Origin of the sequence: Pectobacterium aroidearum (assembly GCF_041228105.1) — a bacterium.
GTDB lineage: Bacteria > Pseudomonadota > Gammaproteobacteria > Enterobacterales > Enterobacteriaceae > Pectobacterium > Pectobacterium aroidearum.
This window is the reverse complement of the sequence record NZ_CP166097.1, coordinates 1,964,637-1,978,013: the sequence shown is the minus strand read 5'-3', so window position 1 is coordinate 1,978,013 and position 13,377 is coordinate 1,964,637. Positions and strand designations below refer to the sequence as shown.

Annotated in this window: 11 protein-coding genes; 10 read left to right on the top strand and 1 reads right to left on the bottom strand. The window is 55.3% G+C overall.

Annotation, left to right across the window (positions count from 1 at the left end; all coding sequences use genetic code 11):
* The first annotated feature begins 28 nt into the window (after nt 1-28).
* From AB8809_RS09085 to AB8809_RS09045, 9 genes are all read left to right on the top strand, one after another.
* Nucleotides 29-892, top strand: a complete 864-nt coding sequence (locus AB8809_RS09085; protein ID WP_129706989.1) for a ParA family protein — start codon at nt 29-31, stop codon at nt 890-892.
* Nucleotides 876-1,136: a type II toxin-antitoxin system HicA family toxin gene (locus AB8809_RS09080; RefSeq protein ID WP_044202821.1), complete on the top strand. Its 261-nt coding sequence runs from the start codon at nt 876-878 to the stop codon at nt 1,134-1,136. The genes AB8809_RS09085 and AB8809_RS09080 overlap by 17 nt, the downstream gene beginning before the upstream one ends.
* A complete protein-coding gene (locus tag AB8809_RS09075; protein ID WP_129712300.1) occupies nt 1,129-2,853 on the top strand; it encodes a ParB family protein in 1,725 nt (574 codons plus the stop codon). The genes AB8809_RS09080 and AB8809_RS09075 overlap by 8 nt, the downstream gene beginning before the upstream one ends.
* An 11-nt stretch (nt 2,854-2,864) precedes the next feature.
* A complete protein-coding gene (locus AB8809_RS09070; RefSeq protein ID WP_103182579.1) occupies nt 2,865-3,425 on the top strand; it encodes a DUF2857 domain-containing protein in 561 nt (186 codons plus the stop codon).
* Nucleotides 3,425-4,639 carry an STY4528 family pathogenicity island replication protein gene (locus AB8809_RS09065; RefSeq protein WP_129706993.1) on the top strand — a complete coding sequence of 405 codons (1,215 nt, stop codon included), beginning with the start codon at nt 3,425-3,427 and terminating at the stop codon, nt 4,637-4,639. Before AB8809_RS09070 ends, AB8809_RS09065 begins: the two co-directional genes overlap by 1 nt.
* A gap of 280 nt (nt 4,640-4,919) precedes the next feature.
* Entirely contained in the window at nt 4,920-5,738 is an 819-nt protein-coding gene (locus AB8809_RS09060; RefSeq protein WP_129706995.1) for a PFL_4669 family integrating conjugative element protein, read from the top strand.
* The gene (locus AB8809_RS09055; protein ID WP_129706997.1) at nt 5,735-6,295 is read left to right on the top strand and encodes a DUF3158 family protein; all 561 of its coding nucleotides are present in this window, start codon (nt 5,735-5,737) and stop codon (nt 6,293-6,295) included. The genes AB8809_RS09060 and AB8809_RS09055 overlap by 4 nt, the downstream gene beginning before the upstream one ends.
* 61 nt (nt 6,296-6,356) lie before the next feature.
* Nucleotides 6,357-6,758, top strand: a complete 402-nt coding sequence (locus tag AB8809_RS09050) for a single-stranded DNA-binding protein (protein ID WP_129706999.1) — start codon at nt 6,357-6,359, stop codon at nt 6,756-6,758.
* A 242-nt stretch (nt 6,759-7,000) separates the two neighbouring features.
* Entirely contained in the window at nt 7,001-7,774 is a 774-nt protein-coding gene (locus AB8809_RS09045) for a hypothetical protein (protein ID WP_103182583.1), read from the top strand.
* On the opposite strand, the gene AB8809_RS09040 is transcribed toward AB8809_RS09045, so the two are convergent.
* On the bottom strand, nt 7,771-11,061 hold the full coding sequence (locus tag AB8809_RS09040) for a hypothetical protein (RefSeq protein ID WP_129712301.1): 3,291 nt from the start codon (nt 11,059-11,061) through the stop codon (nt 7,771-7,773). The two genes, AB8809_RS09045 and AB8809_RS09040, sit on opposite strands and share 4 nt — an antisense overlap.
* Before the next feature lie 163 nt (nt 11,062-11,224).
* Here AB8809_RS09040 and AB8809_RS09035 point away from each other — a divergent pair, with 163 nt between their 5' ends.
* A complete protein-coding gene (locus tag AB8809_RS09035) occupies nt 11,225-13,237 on the top strand; it encodes a DNA topoisomerase III (RefSeq protein ID WP_129712302.1) in 2,013 nt (670 codons plus the stop codon).
* Nucleotides 13,238-13,377: the final 140 nt, after the last annotated feature.

Sequence of the window (13,377 nt, the reverse complement as noted above, 5' to 3'; positions counted from 1 at the left end):
CCCAGTCGCCAATTACCAGGAGCAGACCATGCAAGTGATTTCTGTTATTTCAACAAAAGGTGGCGTGGGTAAAACAACCATTGCTGCCAACCTAGGAAGTTTCGTTGCCGATGCCGGATTCCGCGTACTCCTACTCGATCTGGACATGCAACCCACACTGTCCTCTTACTATGAGTTGAGCAACCATGCCGCTGGCGGCATCTATGAACTACTGGCGTTCAATGAACAGGATCAGGGGAAAATTGTCTCCCGTACCGCCATTGAGCGTCTGGATGTTGTGCTATCCAACGATGAACATCGCCAGTTGCACACACTGCTACTTCACGCTCCAGACGGCAGGCTGAGGCTGCGCAACTTATTGCCTGTGTTCCAGCCACACTACGACCTCGTTGTCATTGACACGCAGGGTGCACGCACAGTCTTGCTGGAGATGGCATTACTGGCATCACAACAGGCCATTTCACCCGTCACGCCAGAAATACTCACTGCCCGTGAGCTACATCGGGGAACCCTGCAACTGGTCGAGGACATCGCACCTTACCGTAATCTGGGCATTACGCCCCCACCTCTACACCTGCTGATCAATCGCGTGCCAGCCGTGTCGTCCAATGCCCGCATGATCCAGAAAACCCTGCGTCTGGTTTTTCAGGAGCAAGCGGGCATCCACATTCTGGACACCGAGATACCAGCAATTGAAGCGTTTCCCCGTGCGGCGACTCGCGGTCTGCCAGCGCATCGTGTTGAGCGTACCAGGCCTTACGGTCGCCAGACCCGCTCTGCGCGAGAAATCATGTGCAGCCTGGCAACCGAATTACTGCCCCAGTGGCGTGAGCAGTTCGCACTGGTCACAGGAAAAACCAGCGGAGGGCATGCCCATGTCAAATGCCCGTGAACTGGCTAAAGGCCACAAGCAGTTACTACCGCTGATTGAATACGCGCTGCAAGAAGGCTGGGAGGTTGTGCGTACCTCTGGTGGGCATCTGAAGTTCACCAAACCGGGCATGCCTCCTATTTTCACCAGTTCTACGGCCAGCGACTACCGCGCCGGACGCAATGCACGCGCCTTGCTCCGACGTACGCAGAACCAGTTTGCCACTGACCAATCCTCTCCTGACAAGGGAGGCCGCCATGCCTGATATTTCCGTACAAGACCTGACCAACAAGCTACTGAGCGAAGGCTTCGCGAGCAAAGCACCGATTACCGGAGTGTTAAGCGCACCTATTGCGGAAACCGCGATGGTTATCACACTCGACGAATTGTCACCCTATGAACTCGATCCACGACTGACCCGCAACCCGCTCTACGACGATATCAAAGCCTCAATACGCGAGCGCGGACTCGACTCCCCGCCTTCCATCACTCAGCGACCAGGGGCAAAGGGCTATATCATTCGCAACGGGGGCAATACCAGACTGTCGATTCTGCGCGAGCTCTGGACTGAGACCAGGGACGAACGCTTTTTCCGCATTCCATGCCTGTTCCGCCCATGGCCGGAACGCGGTGAAATCATCGCATTGACAGGGCATCTGGCTGAGAACGAGCTGCACGGTGGCCTGTCATTTATTGAACGTGCCCTGGGCGTCAATAAAGCACGGGAGCTTTATGAAGAAGAGACCGGGAAATCACTGTCACAGTCAGAGCTGGCCCGCCGCCTCAAGGCCGATGGCTACCCAGTACCCCAGCCCCATATCAGTCGCATGCAAGAGGCCATTCAATACTTGCTTCCGGCCATCCCTACCGTGCTTTATGCCGGGCTGGGAAGGCATCAGGTCGAGCAGTTGACCAGCCTGCGGCGTGCTGCTGAACGGGCCTGGTCCGCTCGCAGCACCAACACGCACCACCACATCGACTTCACCACCTTGTTCCAGGATGTGTTGGTGATGTTCGACAGCACACCGGGCAATTTCAGTGTCCAGCGCGTACAGGATGAGTTGATTGGACAAATGGCCGATCTGCTGGAGATGGAATACGACACGCTGGCATTCGAGATCACCGACACCGATCGGCGTTGGCAGTTACTCAGCAACGAAGCACCATCGGCTGAACCTGGGGCATCTACGCTGCAAGAGAAGACGCCATTACCCGTAACGCCGCCCGGAGTTACATCGGAATCCACGTCGCCCAGGAACATCGAACCATCAACGACCGACAAGGCGTCTGCACAACCGGGATCGCCCCCGTCTGAACCTGTTGGCCGCACCTCACAAGACAAATCTGCGGCAGGAAACGATGAGCATGCCGCGCTACTGCAACAGCATGTTGTTTCTCCTGCTGCCACAACCGAACGGCTGCAGTCGATTCAACGGCTGGTCGCCGGCCATACTGGCGAGACCCTGCCGGACTTCGAACGCAATGTCTTGCAATCCATCCCTATCCAGGCCGATAGCCTGTATCCGATCACCGATATCTGGCACATTGAGGCATCGCTGGATGAACCTTCTCGACTACGCACCCATATTGCGCAGTTTGCCGCAGAAATCGCCCATGAAGTCGGTGCGCAAGATGCTATTGAGCCCTACGAAAATGGCATCGGATTCAGTTGCAAATGCGCCGATGACCGTGTCAACACAGATACGTCAGCATCCATGGTGCTGGCGCTGCTGCACGCCCTGAGCGCCCCCTATCTGCACGCCACACATCCGCTTTCAGATACCGCGTCTTCGATCCGGTTTGGGCTACTCGGGCATTTATTGCAGGGGATACTGGACGCAAGCAATGACGCAAACGATGCACCACAGCGGCTCAATGACAGCGCACTGGTGAAGCTGTTCCGATTGCTACGGCTGACCCGCAGGCTGATCGACATTGAGAACGGCACACAGGATGACGGCGACGTCATTCCCGGATCATGAGGAGCACAACCATGACCGGTCCACACCCTCTCAATCAGGCTGTCATCGCACAAGCACTGCATGATCTGCGCAATGGTCAATTGCGCAGAGCCAAGTCCATGGGATTTGATGACACTGACCTCGATGCACTGAAACATCCTGCCATGGCAAGTGTGCTGGCCAACGCCAACGTGTCCTGGTGCTCCGTCGTGGTCAACCGCGATGTGCTGCGTCGGCTACTGCATCAGGTCGATGGTGTAACCGAAGAAGTCGCCAGAATTGACCGGCTTCTGCGCCTGGGGGCCAGTACCGAACTTATCAGTAAGTTCTTCGGGCTCACCCATCAGGAAATCGCGTTGCGCCGCAGTGTGATCGGATTGCCAAAAAGGAAAGGCCGCCATCCGGTTCTGACCGAAGAGCAGGATACCAATCTGTGGCACAGCTGGTCTGCTGCAGTTAAATCACAGAAAGTGGCACTCAATGATGATATGGATATGCTGGGTATCGCAGCAGATCTCGCCGAAGCTACAGATCTGCCTTTGTCCGTTATCTGGAGTGCCATACGCGGATGGATTGATGAAGGACAGACCTGATGGCAGGAGGCCAGCCACGCACGAACGGCCCCATCCGGCTGAATGAGCTGTTCGACCAGGCTTTCTCCCATCTGCAACCGCAATCTGCGAAGCCGGTTCAATCTGCCTCATCGCCTGCGGCAACGGATGGTTTCCTCTTCAGCGGCAATCACCATGACAGTGTGCCACGGGCACTACTGATGGACGGACGGCTGACCCCGCTTGAACGCAACGGCTGGCAAGTTTTCCGGCTGATGCTTGCAGAGGATGGTATTACCGCGATGCCCACGTACGATCAACTCGCCCCCTGGCTTGCCTCCATGCCGTGCGCGGCCAGAGCGTCTCACGAAACGGTCGCACGCACCCTGACGATGCTGCGCCTGACCCGATGGATCAGCCTGGTCAGGCGCAGACGTGATTCACGCACAGGCCGCATTCTGGGCAACCTCTATGTCCTGCACGATGAACCGCTCACTCCCTATGAGGCAATCCAGCTTGACGCCGACTACCTGGCGTTGGTCAGCCAGTCTCTGGTCCATGCCAGCAAGTCTGTCCAACGTGTCGGTGTGTATACGCTACAGGAGATGTCCCAGGATTCGATGCTCAGCGGCCAGGTACTGCCAACCCGATTGCAGGTGCTGACACAGCGTCTGGCCGCACAGGGCTGGCGCATGGATTCACGTTACCCACAGGATATGAACGATCACGATTCCGAAGAAGGGATAACGCCCCCTCTTCGGAATAATGGCGACCTGACTTCGGATTCCAAATCAGGCCTGAGCGCCAGCAAAATCAACCCACTTCGGAATCCGAAGAACATCAGTACAGTACATATAAAAGAAAATAATAAAAAAGTACTTACAGTACCGCGTGCGCAAGAACTTGGGATGCTGCATTTCCCGGAGCGCTTTATGGCACTCAAGGCTGAGCAGCAATCCGGTGCGCTGGCCGCATTGCAGTCGGTTGAGCCCAGTTTGCACCAATCCGTCCTTGACGAATGGGATGCCCGCTGCACGACAACCACCATTCGCAACCCCGCAGGCTATCTGTTTGGCATCATCCAGAAAGCCCTGCGCGGTGATTTCCGAGCCTGGGCTGGGCAGAAGGACAACACACAAACAACGCCCGCCACCAAACCACGTGAAGCCCCCATCCCACCGCAGCCGCCTGCGGCGAACAGAGATGTCGCACTGGCCCATCTGGCACGACTGCGCAAATTGCTGGATGCCCCCTGAGTCGGCCTATCCATCACCATCCATGGTTGTCTATACCCTGGGTATAGCTGCACACACAGCCTTCCAGATGAGACGCACACGACTCACACAAAAATAGCCATATATCGTCCACTGACGTCCACCGTCGCCTATACCCCGGGTATAGCTGCACACACAACCTTCCCTCGCAGGCAGTCAGGCGCTTCGCAAAACAGGCTGACCAGCAGTGCGGTTTCATGACTGACGGCCTTCCTGTTACAGCCGAAGCTGGCGACTCGTTTCACTACCGAGAGTCATCACCATGTCCAACGAAAACAATGCCACCGAATCCTTGCAATTGAACCTGGGGTCATTGCGCAGTGCGATGTCACTGACCCTGCATACCCACCACGCGTCGCGTATCTGGCACGGACGCGCAGCCGCAGAAGGAAAACCCGGCATCGTCGGCCTGAACGGATTTGTCTCCATCATGAACAAGCTCAAGCGCGGTGCCGAGCAGGACGATCCCTACTCCGACTGGTGGATGCTGCGCATTGAAGACAAGCTGTCGCTCACCAAAGAACAGCTCCAGAACTTGCGCCAACAAGTGGATCAAGCACTGGCTGACGTACCACCCGCGCTGAGTATTGGTGAAAACATGAATGTGCAACCCGTCAAGCTGCCGCTATTCGTCTCCTCGCAACTGGGCTTTATGGCGGTCTATTTACTGGCCGACTACGACGATCTTGCCCGCCGCCTGATCCTGGCCCACCACACCGCACTGATTGACCGCTCAACCCTTGAACGCTGGCTCAACGACGGAGCCCATGCCCTGCGCAGTCTCTTCAGTCTGGCGCAGCAATACCGCTACTCCGGCACCCGGCGCGACGACTTTGCTGCCAACAATGCCGCAGCCCGTGCCGCAGTGGAAAAATACGGAGAACTGCCGCAGGACGTGCTCGAAGGCACGCGTCGTTCACGCTTCGCACCACCCTTGATCCGGCGTGGACAAACGAACATGGCGCATTCAGGCACCACACATCAAACACCCTCACACGCAGACGAACCTGCTGATGTCCATGCCAACACCAGTGGAAACCCAACTGAAGAGGCACAGGATAGCGAGGATGACCACGCATGAGCGCATCGACACGTTTCACCCTGCTGGAACAGACCGCCTTCCAGCAGTTGGGACATGCAGGCTACCTAAAAGGCCTTTTAAAACCTTTTAAAGGTAAAGGGGCACTCGAAGTCTGGGCCAGCCAATGCGAGGCACTGCGCGACAACCTGATCGTGCTGGCGCAACGACAGGTTCTGGCACAGGCACGCAGCCATCCCTTCAACCTGCTACCCACGCAACTGGCCCAGCAAACCACTGGCGCAGGCACCACCTTTCTGCGCTGGCGCAACCTCGATCGCAGCAGTATGGGCGTAGCCCTGTGGCAGAAGATGATGGCCAATCCGGCTACGCCACCCGGACTCATCGGCGATTTACACGCAATAGAAGTCCAGCGTGCCGTGCTGAACATGCAGATTAGCCTGTTGCACACACTCGCACGCCAGGCCAGGGACTGCGCCAGCAAAGTGGCCCATGCCGACGATATTTATCTGCGCCGGACAGGCCATCAGGCAGATCTAAACCAGCCCCATACAGGGGGAGACCACATGAAACATCAGGCATCGGCACAACACCGTTGACGGTTTCAACCGGCATTGTCTTTCCAATACGGGCATTTCACATCAAACAGGAGTCATAGACATGAGTACACATTTCAGTGGCGAGGGAAATATCGGCTCTGCGCCAGAATTCCACGAGTACCCCAACGGCAACGAAGAACCACGTCGGGTGTTGCGTCTGAACGTCTACTTCGACAACCCCGTCCCCGGCAAGAGCGGTGCCTTTGAAGATCGTGGCGGTTTCTGGCGGCCAGTTGACTGGTGGCATCGTGATGCGGAGCAATTCTCTGGACTGTTCCAGAAAGGCATGCGGGTCGTGGTTGGCGGACGTGTGGAGCGCGACGACTGGGCCGATGAGAACAACAACCCGCGCACGACTTACCGGGTCAATGCACGCAGCGTTGGCATCCTCCCTTACCGAATCGAGGCCATCACCCTGAGCCCCAAGTCAGGGCCAGCAGATCCGGGGCCACAGACCGAGTAACACATCGCACTTCGTGACGATCCCAGAAAGTGGTCGTCCCCTATTCCACTGACGTCTACTGCGTTTCGCGCGCGCCAGCGCAAGAAGCTGACTGCATAAGCGAGCCGCGCCCAGTATAGACATTTCCCGGGGCAGAAGCCGCCGTAGTCGTACTCTTGAAACACCTTGAGGCTGAACGACGATGGTGATTCATTAACCAAAGATTGGCATAATTGTTCAATTCACCATTTCCGGTAGCCATTATGATAAGTCAGCGTACACGACACTCTCTTGCCCAGTTTTTGGCAATACAGGACATCTCTGTCTCTATCGCCCTTTTGGGCAAGAACAATGTTGACCATCAGAATCTATATTCACAACAATTACTGCTTAATCTGATTCACGCCTTTCAAAATATGAGTGACGCGATTCTGTTATCGATATTGCAGGAAATCATTGCAACAACAAAAAATCTACGAGCAGCTATATCACCCAAGGTCCTCTTCGACGAACGAATGCATGATCTCAGCCAATGTCTCGTGCTTGATGGCTACATCATCCATGATCAACAATTGACTCAAGGTGATCCCTCCATTGCCGATGCATCCCCAATGGAAGACGACCTGATGGAAGCACTACGACAATGTGGTTTACCACGCTGGGAAGACATCATCGCCAAAATCAGAGATTCCGATCAGCGCTTTCGCTCCTCTCCTCCTGACTACAACGCATCACTGACCAATGCTCGTATCGCACTGGAAACTCTGGCAGTCGATATTGCAGCCGAAGTTGCAGAAGGAATGGAGCCAACACCAACCTATAATGCAGCCAAATGGGGCGAGGTTCTCCGTTTCCTGCGTGAAAGTGCAGAAATCACTTTAGAAGAAGAAAAAGGGCTGGCAGGTGTATTCAGCTTCCTGAGTCCCGGAGCCCATCGCCCAGTTGGTATACCAGAAAACCAGATGACCCGACTGGGTCGATCCTTCGCACTAAACATGTGCTGGTTTTTGTTGCAAAATAGGCTTACCCGCCGCTAGCTCTGCGTTGCAACTACCCGCACATCATCCACCTCTTGTGCGGGCTCCTGTGCCCGCCAGATCACATACAGTTCGTTGACTAGGTTCACCCCCTCTTCGTAGGCGTAGAAATTCGTGGTTATCTGACGCGGCTCAGTTCGCCAATCCTCTCCAGCATCCTCAGTGTCATAGCGATACATCCTACGAGAACGGCCGATATAGCGCGTCTTGATGTCATCCTCGATATCCTTGCGATTTGACATCAGGTGCATGCCGGTCGGAGACGGAAACGCGACCATGACACATCCAGCATCCTGAGCGATGCGTATGGCTGCATCAAAGTAGCCATCCACAATCGATGACACACTGTGGGCAGCAAACACATCCCCGATCGGATTAATGGCACGGATCACCAATGTAAATCCCGCTTTATCAAAGCTCCCTATCCGCTCGAAATACAACAATGCCATTCCGGCAATGCGCTTATCGCCTGGTGCAAACACAAGCATGTGTACATGTCGGGACTCCTCCCACATCCGCGTATTGTTCCCGGTACAAATACCAGCTGACATCTTGGCAAAGAACGCCGCGGGTGATTTAGAAACGCAGGCAACCATCTGGCTACCCGTCTGACTCTCCCCCTCATGAACCACGCGCCTGCGCTGTAACTCACTCCAGCGTCCAAATTTTTTTAAAACCAATACCCTAGTTCGAGCTATCGCCTCTGACAGTCGTTGATCAGGAGCACCTTCGTCTATCTGCCAGCGAGCATCAAGACGCGAGCCCAGCACCGCCACAGCGCTACTGCTCAATCCAGCAACGAAGGGCGCAATGTGGACATCCAGAGCATCGCCGATATCCACATCAAACAACGCACGCAGTGAATCCAATAGCAGAACGATCTCCGAGCCCGCCTGTGCCATTGTCCTTAGCCTTTCCTCTCCTTCTTTAAGCCACACAGCAACATTTTCATCGGCATGACAGATAGCTAGCAACACGCCAAGATGTGGTGCCAACGACCAAACATCGGCAGCACTATCTCCCAAACGCTTTGGACTCAAATGCCGGCAAGCCTCATGCTCATCTTGTGCAATGCAAGACGAGAAGCGAGCAGCAAATACCAATGCTCTAGCAAGTGCATCAAGCCCTCGCGAATCGACATCACCTTCTACCTGTAACTCAGTGCGCATCCACGTCATTGGATAGCTTGCTTCCAGCAAGCTAGAAGGTACATCCGTCTCCCGCGACTGCAGACATGGCCAAAGCTGGCGAATGGTAGAAGCACTGGTGCGATACACCAGGGCAACAAGCTCGGCTTGCTGTTGGCTTAATGTCACTGTTGAAGGCCCACGGCCAGCAAGCAGATCATTCAGCAGTAACCGCAAGCTATCAACCTCTCCCTCAAGCTGAACAAGTGGTGCTTCAAGGTATGGCATCAGGCTATCCAGAAGCACACCATCGGTCAGCCCCAGCATGCGCTTTATACAAGGAGCAAAACGCTCTACCAGCTCATGGCGAAGGTCACTGCTGCATTGCAGGTAACTCGTCTTCTGCTCATCCTCGGCCTGATAGGGATAGCGGCCTATCTTCTGCTCCACATAATGGCTTAGCAACGATTCTACACAAGTGCGATTGCCTGCCATCAGCGTGAAGTCACAACGGGTAAAGGCATCATCCAACAGCACACGCTTGATGGCGTCGATCCCTACCCCAAGGTGTACATCCTTGATACCAGGTGCATAGTTGTAAAACCACTTCAGTAGGACAGGTAGCCCGACAAGTCCGCGATCTTCACGTAGATAGGACAGCAGCGTAGTGCCGAGGGAGGCCACCTTGGTCACCTGGCGCAAGTGCGCAAACGTCTGCAATTCCCCTGACTGCTGCATGTATTCAAAGGCGTCCGCATACCCGCCAGAGGCTGCTCTTTGCAGCCATTTGGCCACGGTTGACGGCGTCTGTCCTACGCCCGGCAAGGCCGCAATAGCCAGCCAACGCGACAGCGATTCTGCTCTAAGCTGCCGATAACTGCCCTGAAAGGCCAGTACGGCAGCGGCAGTTGAAAATCCATATTCCTGCAGCACCTGCAAGTAAGCTGACAAATCCAGCTCCAGCAGCAGGTAATCCTCGGCGCTAGCCAATTGCTCGAAGGTAAAAAGCCAAGGTGCCGACAGCAACACATTGAGTCTGGCAGTGACCGGAGTGAGATCATCCATCTCACCCGTTTCCAGTATCAATTTTTGGCAAGCAACCAACCCATCAATATCAGCTCCGGCCGTCAGCAATGCCAGGGCGAACTCAGCACTGCAAGTCTGATGGCCCCCCAGTAAACGATCAAAGCGCACCAGATCGACAGCACGGCGGATCTTGAGTACCTGCAGCAGAAAGCGCCAACGCTGCGGTTGAGTAAACAACACATGCCGTGCCATGTGCTCAAAAAGCACCCCGAGCCCCTCGCTATCACAGTCCAGTTGTTCGAGATTCTCAGTCAGCCACTCAACATTTCGATGCGATAGGTCGACATCCACCTGACGGGCAATTTTCTCGGCTGGGACACCCGCTTTGCGCAACAGCACTACCAATTCCTTGAAGCGTAGCTGTTCTTCCAATGACGGTTGCTCGTAACGACTCAACCAACTTGGACGCTCAGGAAGCCAGGAGAGATCCTCCACTCGCTGGACGATCCCTTGTCGCACCAACGTCAGAACTCGTGCGCCATTAACCTGCCGCCCGGGCAATACTGCATGGGATTTATCCATCTGCAATTTTTGCTGAACGCCCAAACAGCAATATGACTGCATCCAGTCTATATCCAGCTCTCGCATGCCTCGGAACGCCTCGAATGTATTGGGCAGTTCCAGTTTGCGCATGACGAAATCAAACGATCGGCTGTAGTAATGGCTATCTGTGAGTGTCCGCTTCACATGTACCGAATAGACCAGACTTCTTCCGCAGAACGAACCCGCATAATGAAGAAACTTTCTGGCCCGATGCAGCACCATCGACAACGGCAGAAAGCACATCAGATACTGCCTGATGATTTCAATTTTTGAAGGCCGCAAGGATACGTGGTTTGGGATACGTAATGCTCTGCGCAGATGGGATTCAACAGCCACGTCCTCTGCCAACATCGACTCGCCATAGAAGGCCAAATGTTGCTGGTAAGCAGCGATTGCCTGCCTTAACTCCCGAAGAGGATGCATTGGCTGATTTATATCAACCTGTCGTTTTTCTTCTGCCGCAATTCTAGATAGAATTCGACTTCGAAACTCCCGATAATTATCAGGAGGGATAACCACTAAATTATTCAAACCTTCCCCACTGCGTTGCGCAATAAATCCAGCATACTAAAAACACCAGCATAATACCTGCCTTGCGACACCAATACGTTGGCTCGTAATCCGCATTCTTTATCATTTTAAAATCTCCAGCCGGGAATACTCGACAGCATGATTCACGTGCCGAGAGAATTCCATGAAGCTATTTCTGTGCGAGAAGCCCTCCCAGGGCAAAGATATCGGACGTGTACTGGGGGCTACCCAACGAGGCAAGGGTTGCCTCACCGGTTCAGGTATCACCATAACCTGGTGCATCGGTCATCTCGTTGAAGCAGCACCGCCCGATGCCTATGGCGAGCAGTACAAACGCTGGTCTATCGAGCAATTGCCCATTATCCCTGAGCGCTGGCGCGTCGACGTCAAATCCAAGACCGCCTCGCAGTTCAACGTCGTCAAAGACCTTCTGAGCAAGGCAAGCGAACTGGTCATCGCAACGGATGCTGACAGGGAAGGCGAGTTGATCGCACGTGAGATCATCGAACTGTGCGGTTATCGCGGCCCCATCCAGCGGCTCTGGTTATCGGCATTAAATGACGCGTCGATCCGCAAAGCACTGGCAACGCTCAGGCCATCAAGCGAAACCATGCCGATGTACTTCTCGGCCTTGGCCCGTTCCCGCGCAGACTGGCTGATTGGCATGAATCTCAGTCGCCTGTTCACCGTTATGGGGCGGCAGGCCGGTTACGATGGCGTCCTCTCCGTGGGCCGGGTACAAACCCCAACGCTGAAACTGGTTGTCGATCGCGACCGCGAGATCGCATGCTTTGTCTCTGTACCGTTCTGGGCAGTCGAGACCGTACTATCGAGCGCAGGTCAATCTTTCACTGCAGCCTGGCTTGCACCAGATACAGCAACAGACGATGCCGGCCGCTGCCTGCAGGAGCCCATAGCCCGGCAGGCAGTAGAGCGCATGCGTTCGGCTGGTAGCGCCCAGATCACGTCCGTCGAAACTGAACGCATGCGTGAAGGCCCACCGTTACCCTTCGATCTGGGCACGCTGCAAGAAATCTGCTCAAAACAGTTGGGCCTGGACGTGCAGGAAACCCTGGAAATCGCTCAGGCACTGTACGAAACTCACAAAGCGACGACGTATCCGCGCTCAGACTCCGGCTATCTGCCCGACAGCATGTTCGCCGAGGTGCCCACCGTACTCGACAGTCTTCTCAAAACCGATCCTGGCCTGCGACCGCTCGTTGACAAGCTAGACCGCAACCAGCGCTCACGTGTATGGAACGACAGCAAAGTCACGGCGCACCACGGCATCATTCCCACGCTCGAACCCGCCAACCTTAAGGCAATGAGTGACAAGGAACGGGCAGTCTATATGCTGATCCGTGCCCACTATCTGGCGCAGTTTCTGCCGCAACATGAGTTTGACCGCACCACTGCACGCTTATCCTGTGCGGGTGAAACGCTACAGGCTGTCGGCAAGCAGGTCGTCGTCATCGGGTGGCGGCAGGTACTCGCTGAGCCCAGGCCAGACGATGATGGCGAGACCACTCCGCGCAGCCAGGTTCTGCCAGCGCTGCATGAAGGTTTGTCTTGCCAGACCACTGGAATCGACTGCAAAGCGCTCAAGACATCGCCGCCACGTCCTTATACCCAGGGCGAACTGGTCAAAGCGATGAAGGGCGTTGCTAAATTGGTTGCCGATCCACGCCTGAAGCAAAAGCTGAAGGACACCACGGGTATCGGCACTGAGGCAACTCGCGCCAATATCATCAAAGGATTGCTTGACCGTGGCTACCTGCAGAAGAAAGGCCGTTCGGTACGTGCCTCCGATGCGGCCTTCACACTCATCGACGCCGTTCCCGGTGCCATTGCCGATCCCGGCATGACCGCCATCTGGGAACAGGCGCTGGACATGATCGAAGCCGGTCAGCTCACTCTTGATGTCTTCATCGACAAGCAGTCAGCCTGGATCACGCAGTTGGTACAGCAGTATCGAGGTGCATCGCTGTCTATCAAGGTGCCACAGGGACCTGCATGCCCAGAATGCGGCACCGCTATGCGTCAGCGTACTGGCAAAAGCGGGCCATTCTGGTCTTGCCCTCGCTATCCTGACTGCAAAGGCTCTCAGCCTATCGACAACGGCAAACACAAACGTGCTATGCCGCGCAAACGTAACAGCAGCACACGGGCATCCTGAACCGCCCTGAACCCAAAAGCCATGCCACATCTTCAGTGATGACATGGCTCCCCCCCCCCCGCGCCCATGCGGGAATCCCCGCGCACCAAGCCTTCTACTAAACAGTGCGCACTTCGCTATGCTCAGGCAGCGAGGCAGAG

What these genes read in the sequence shown, in the direction of transcription:
- AB8809_RS09080 (WP_044202821.1), top strand. Translation starts at nt 876, where the DNA reads ATGTCAAATGCCCGTGAACTGGCTAAAGGCCACAAGCAGTTACTACCG.
- AB8809_RS09035 (WP_129712302.1), top strand. Translation starts at nt 11,225, where the DNA reads ATGAAGCTATTTCTGTGCGAGAAGCCCTCCCAGGGCAAAGATATCGGA.
- AB8809_RS09055 (WP_129706997.1), top strand. Translation starts at nt 5,735, where the DNA reads ATGAGCGCATCGACACGTTTCACCCTGCTGGAACAGACCGCCTTCCAG.
- AB8809_RS09060 (WP_129706995.1), top strand. Translation starts at nt 4,920, where the DNA reads ATGTCCAACGAAAACAATGCCACCGAATCCTTGCAATTGAACCTGGGG.
- AB8809_RS09065 (WP_129706993.1), top strand. Translation starts at nt 3,425, where the DNA reads ATGGCAGGAGGCCAGCCACGCACGAACGGCCCCATCCGGCTGAATGAG.
- AB8809_RS09085 (WP_129706989.1), top strand. Translation starts at nt 29, where the DNA reads ATGCAAGTGATTTCTGTTATTTCAACAAAAGGTGGCGTGGGTAAAACA.
- AB8809_RS09045 (WP_103182583.1), top strand. Translation starts at nt 7,001, where the DNA reads ATGATAAGTCAGCGTACACGACACTCTCTTGCCCAGTTTTTGGCAATA.
- AB8809_RS09050 (WP_129706999.1), top strand. Translation starts at nt 6,357, where the DNA reads ATGAGTACACATTTCAGTGGCGAGGGAAATATCGGCTCTGCGCCAGAA.
- AB8809_RS09070 (WP_103182579.1), top strand. Translation starts at nt 2,865, where the DNA reads ATGACCGGTCCACACCCTCTCAATCAGGCTGTCATCGCACAAGCACTG.
- AB8809_RS09075 (WP_129712300.1), top strand. Translation starts at nt 1,129, where the DNA reads ATGCCTGATATTTCCGTACAAGACCTGACCAACAAGCTACTGAGCGAA.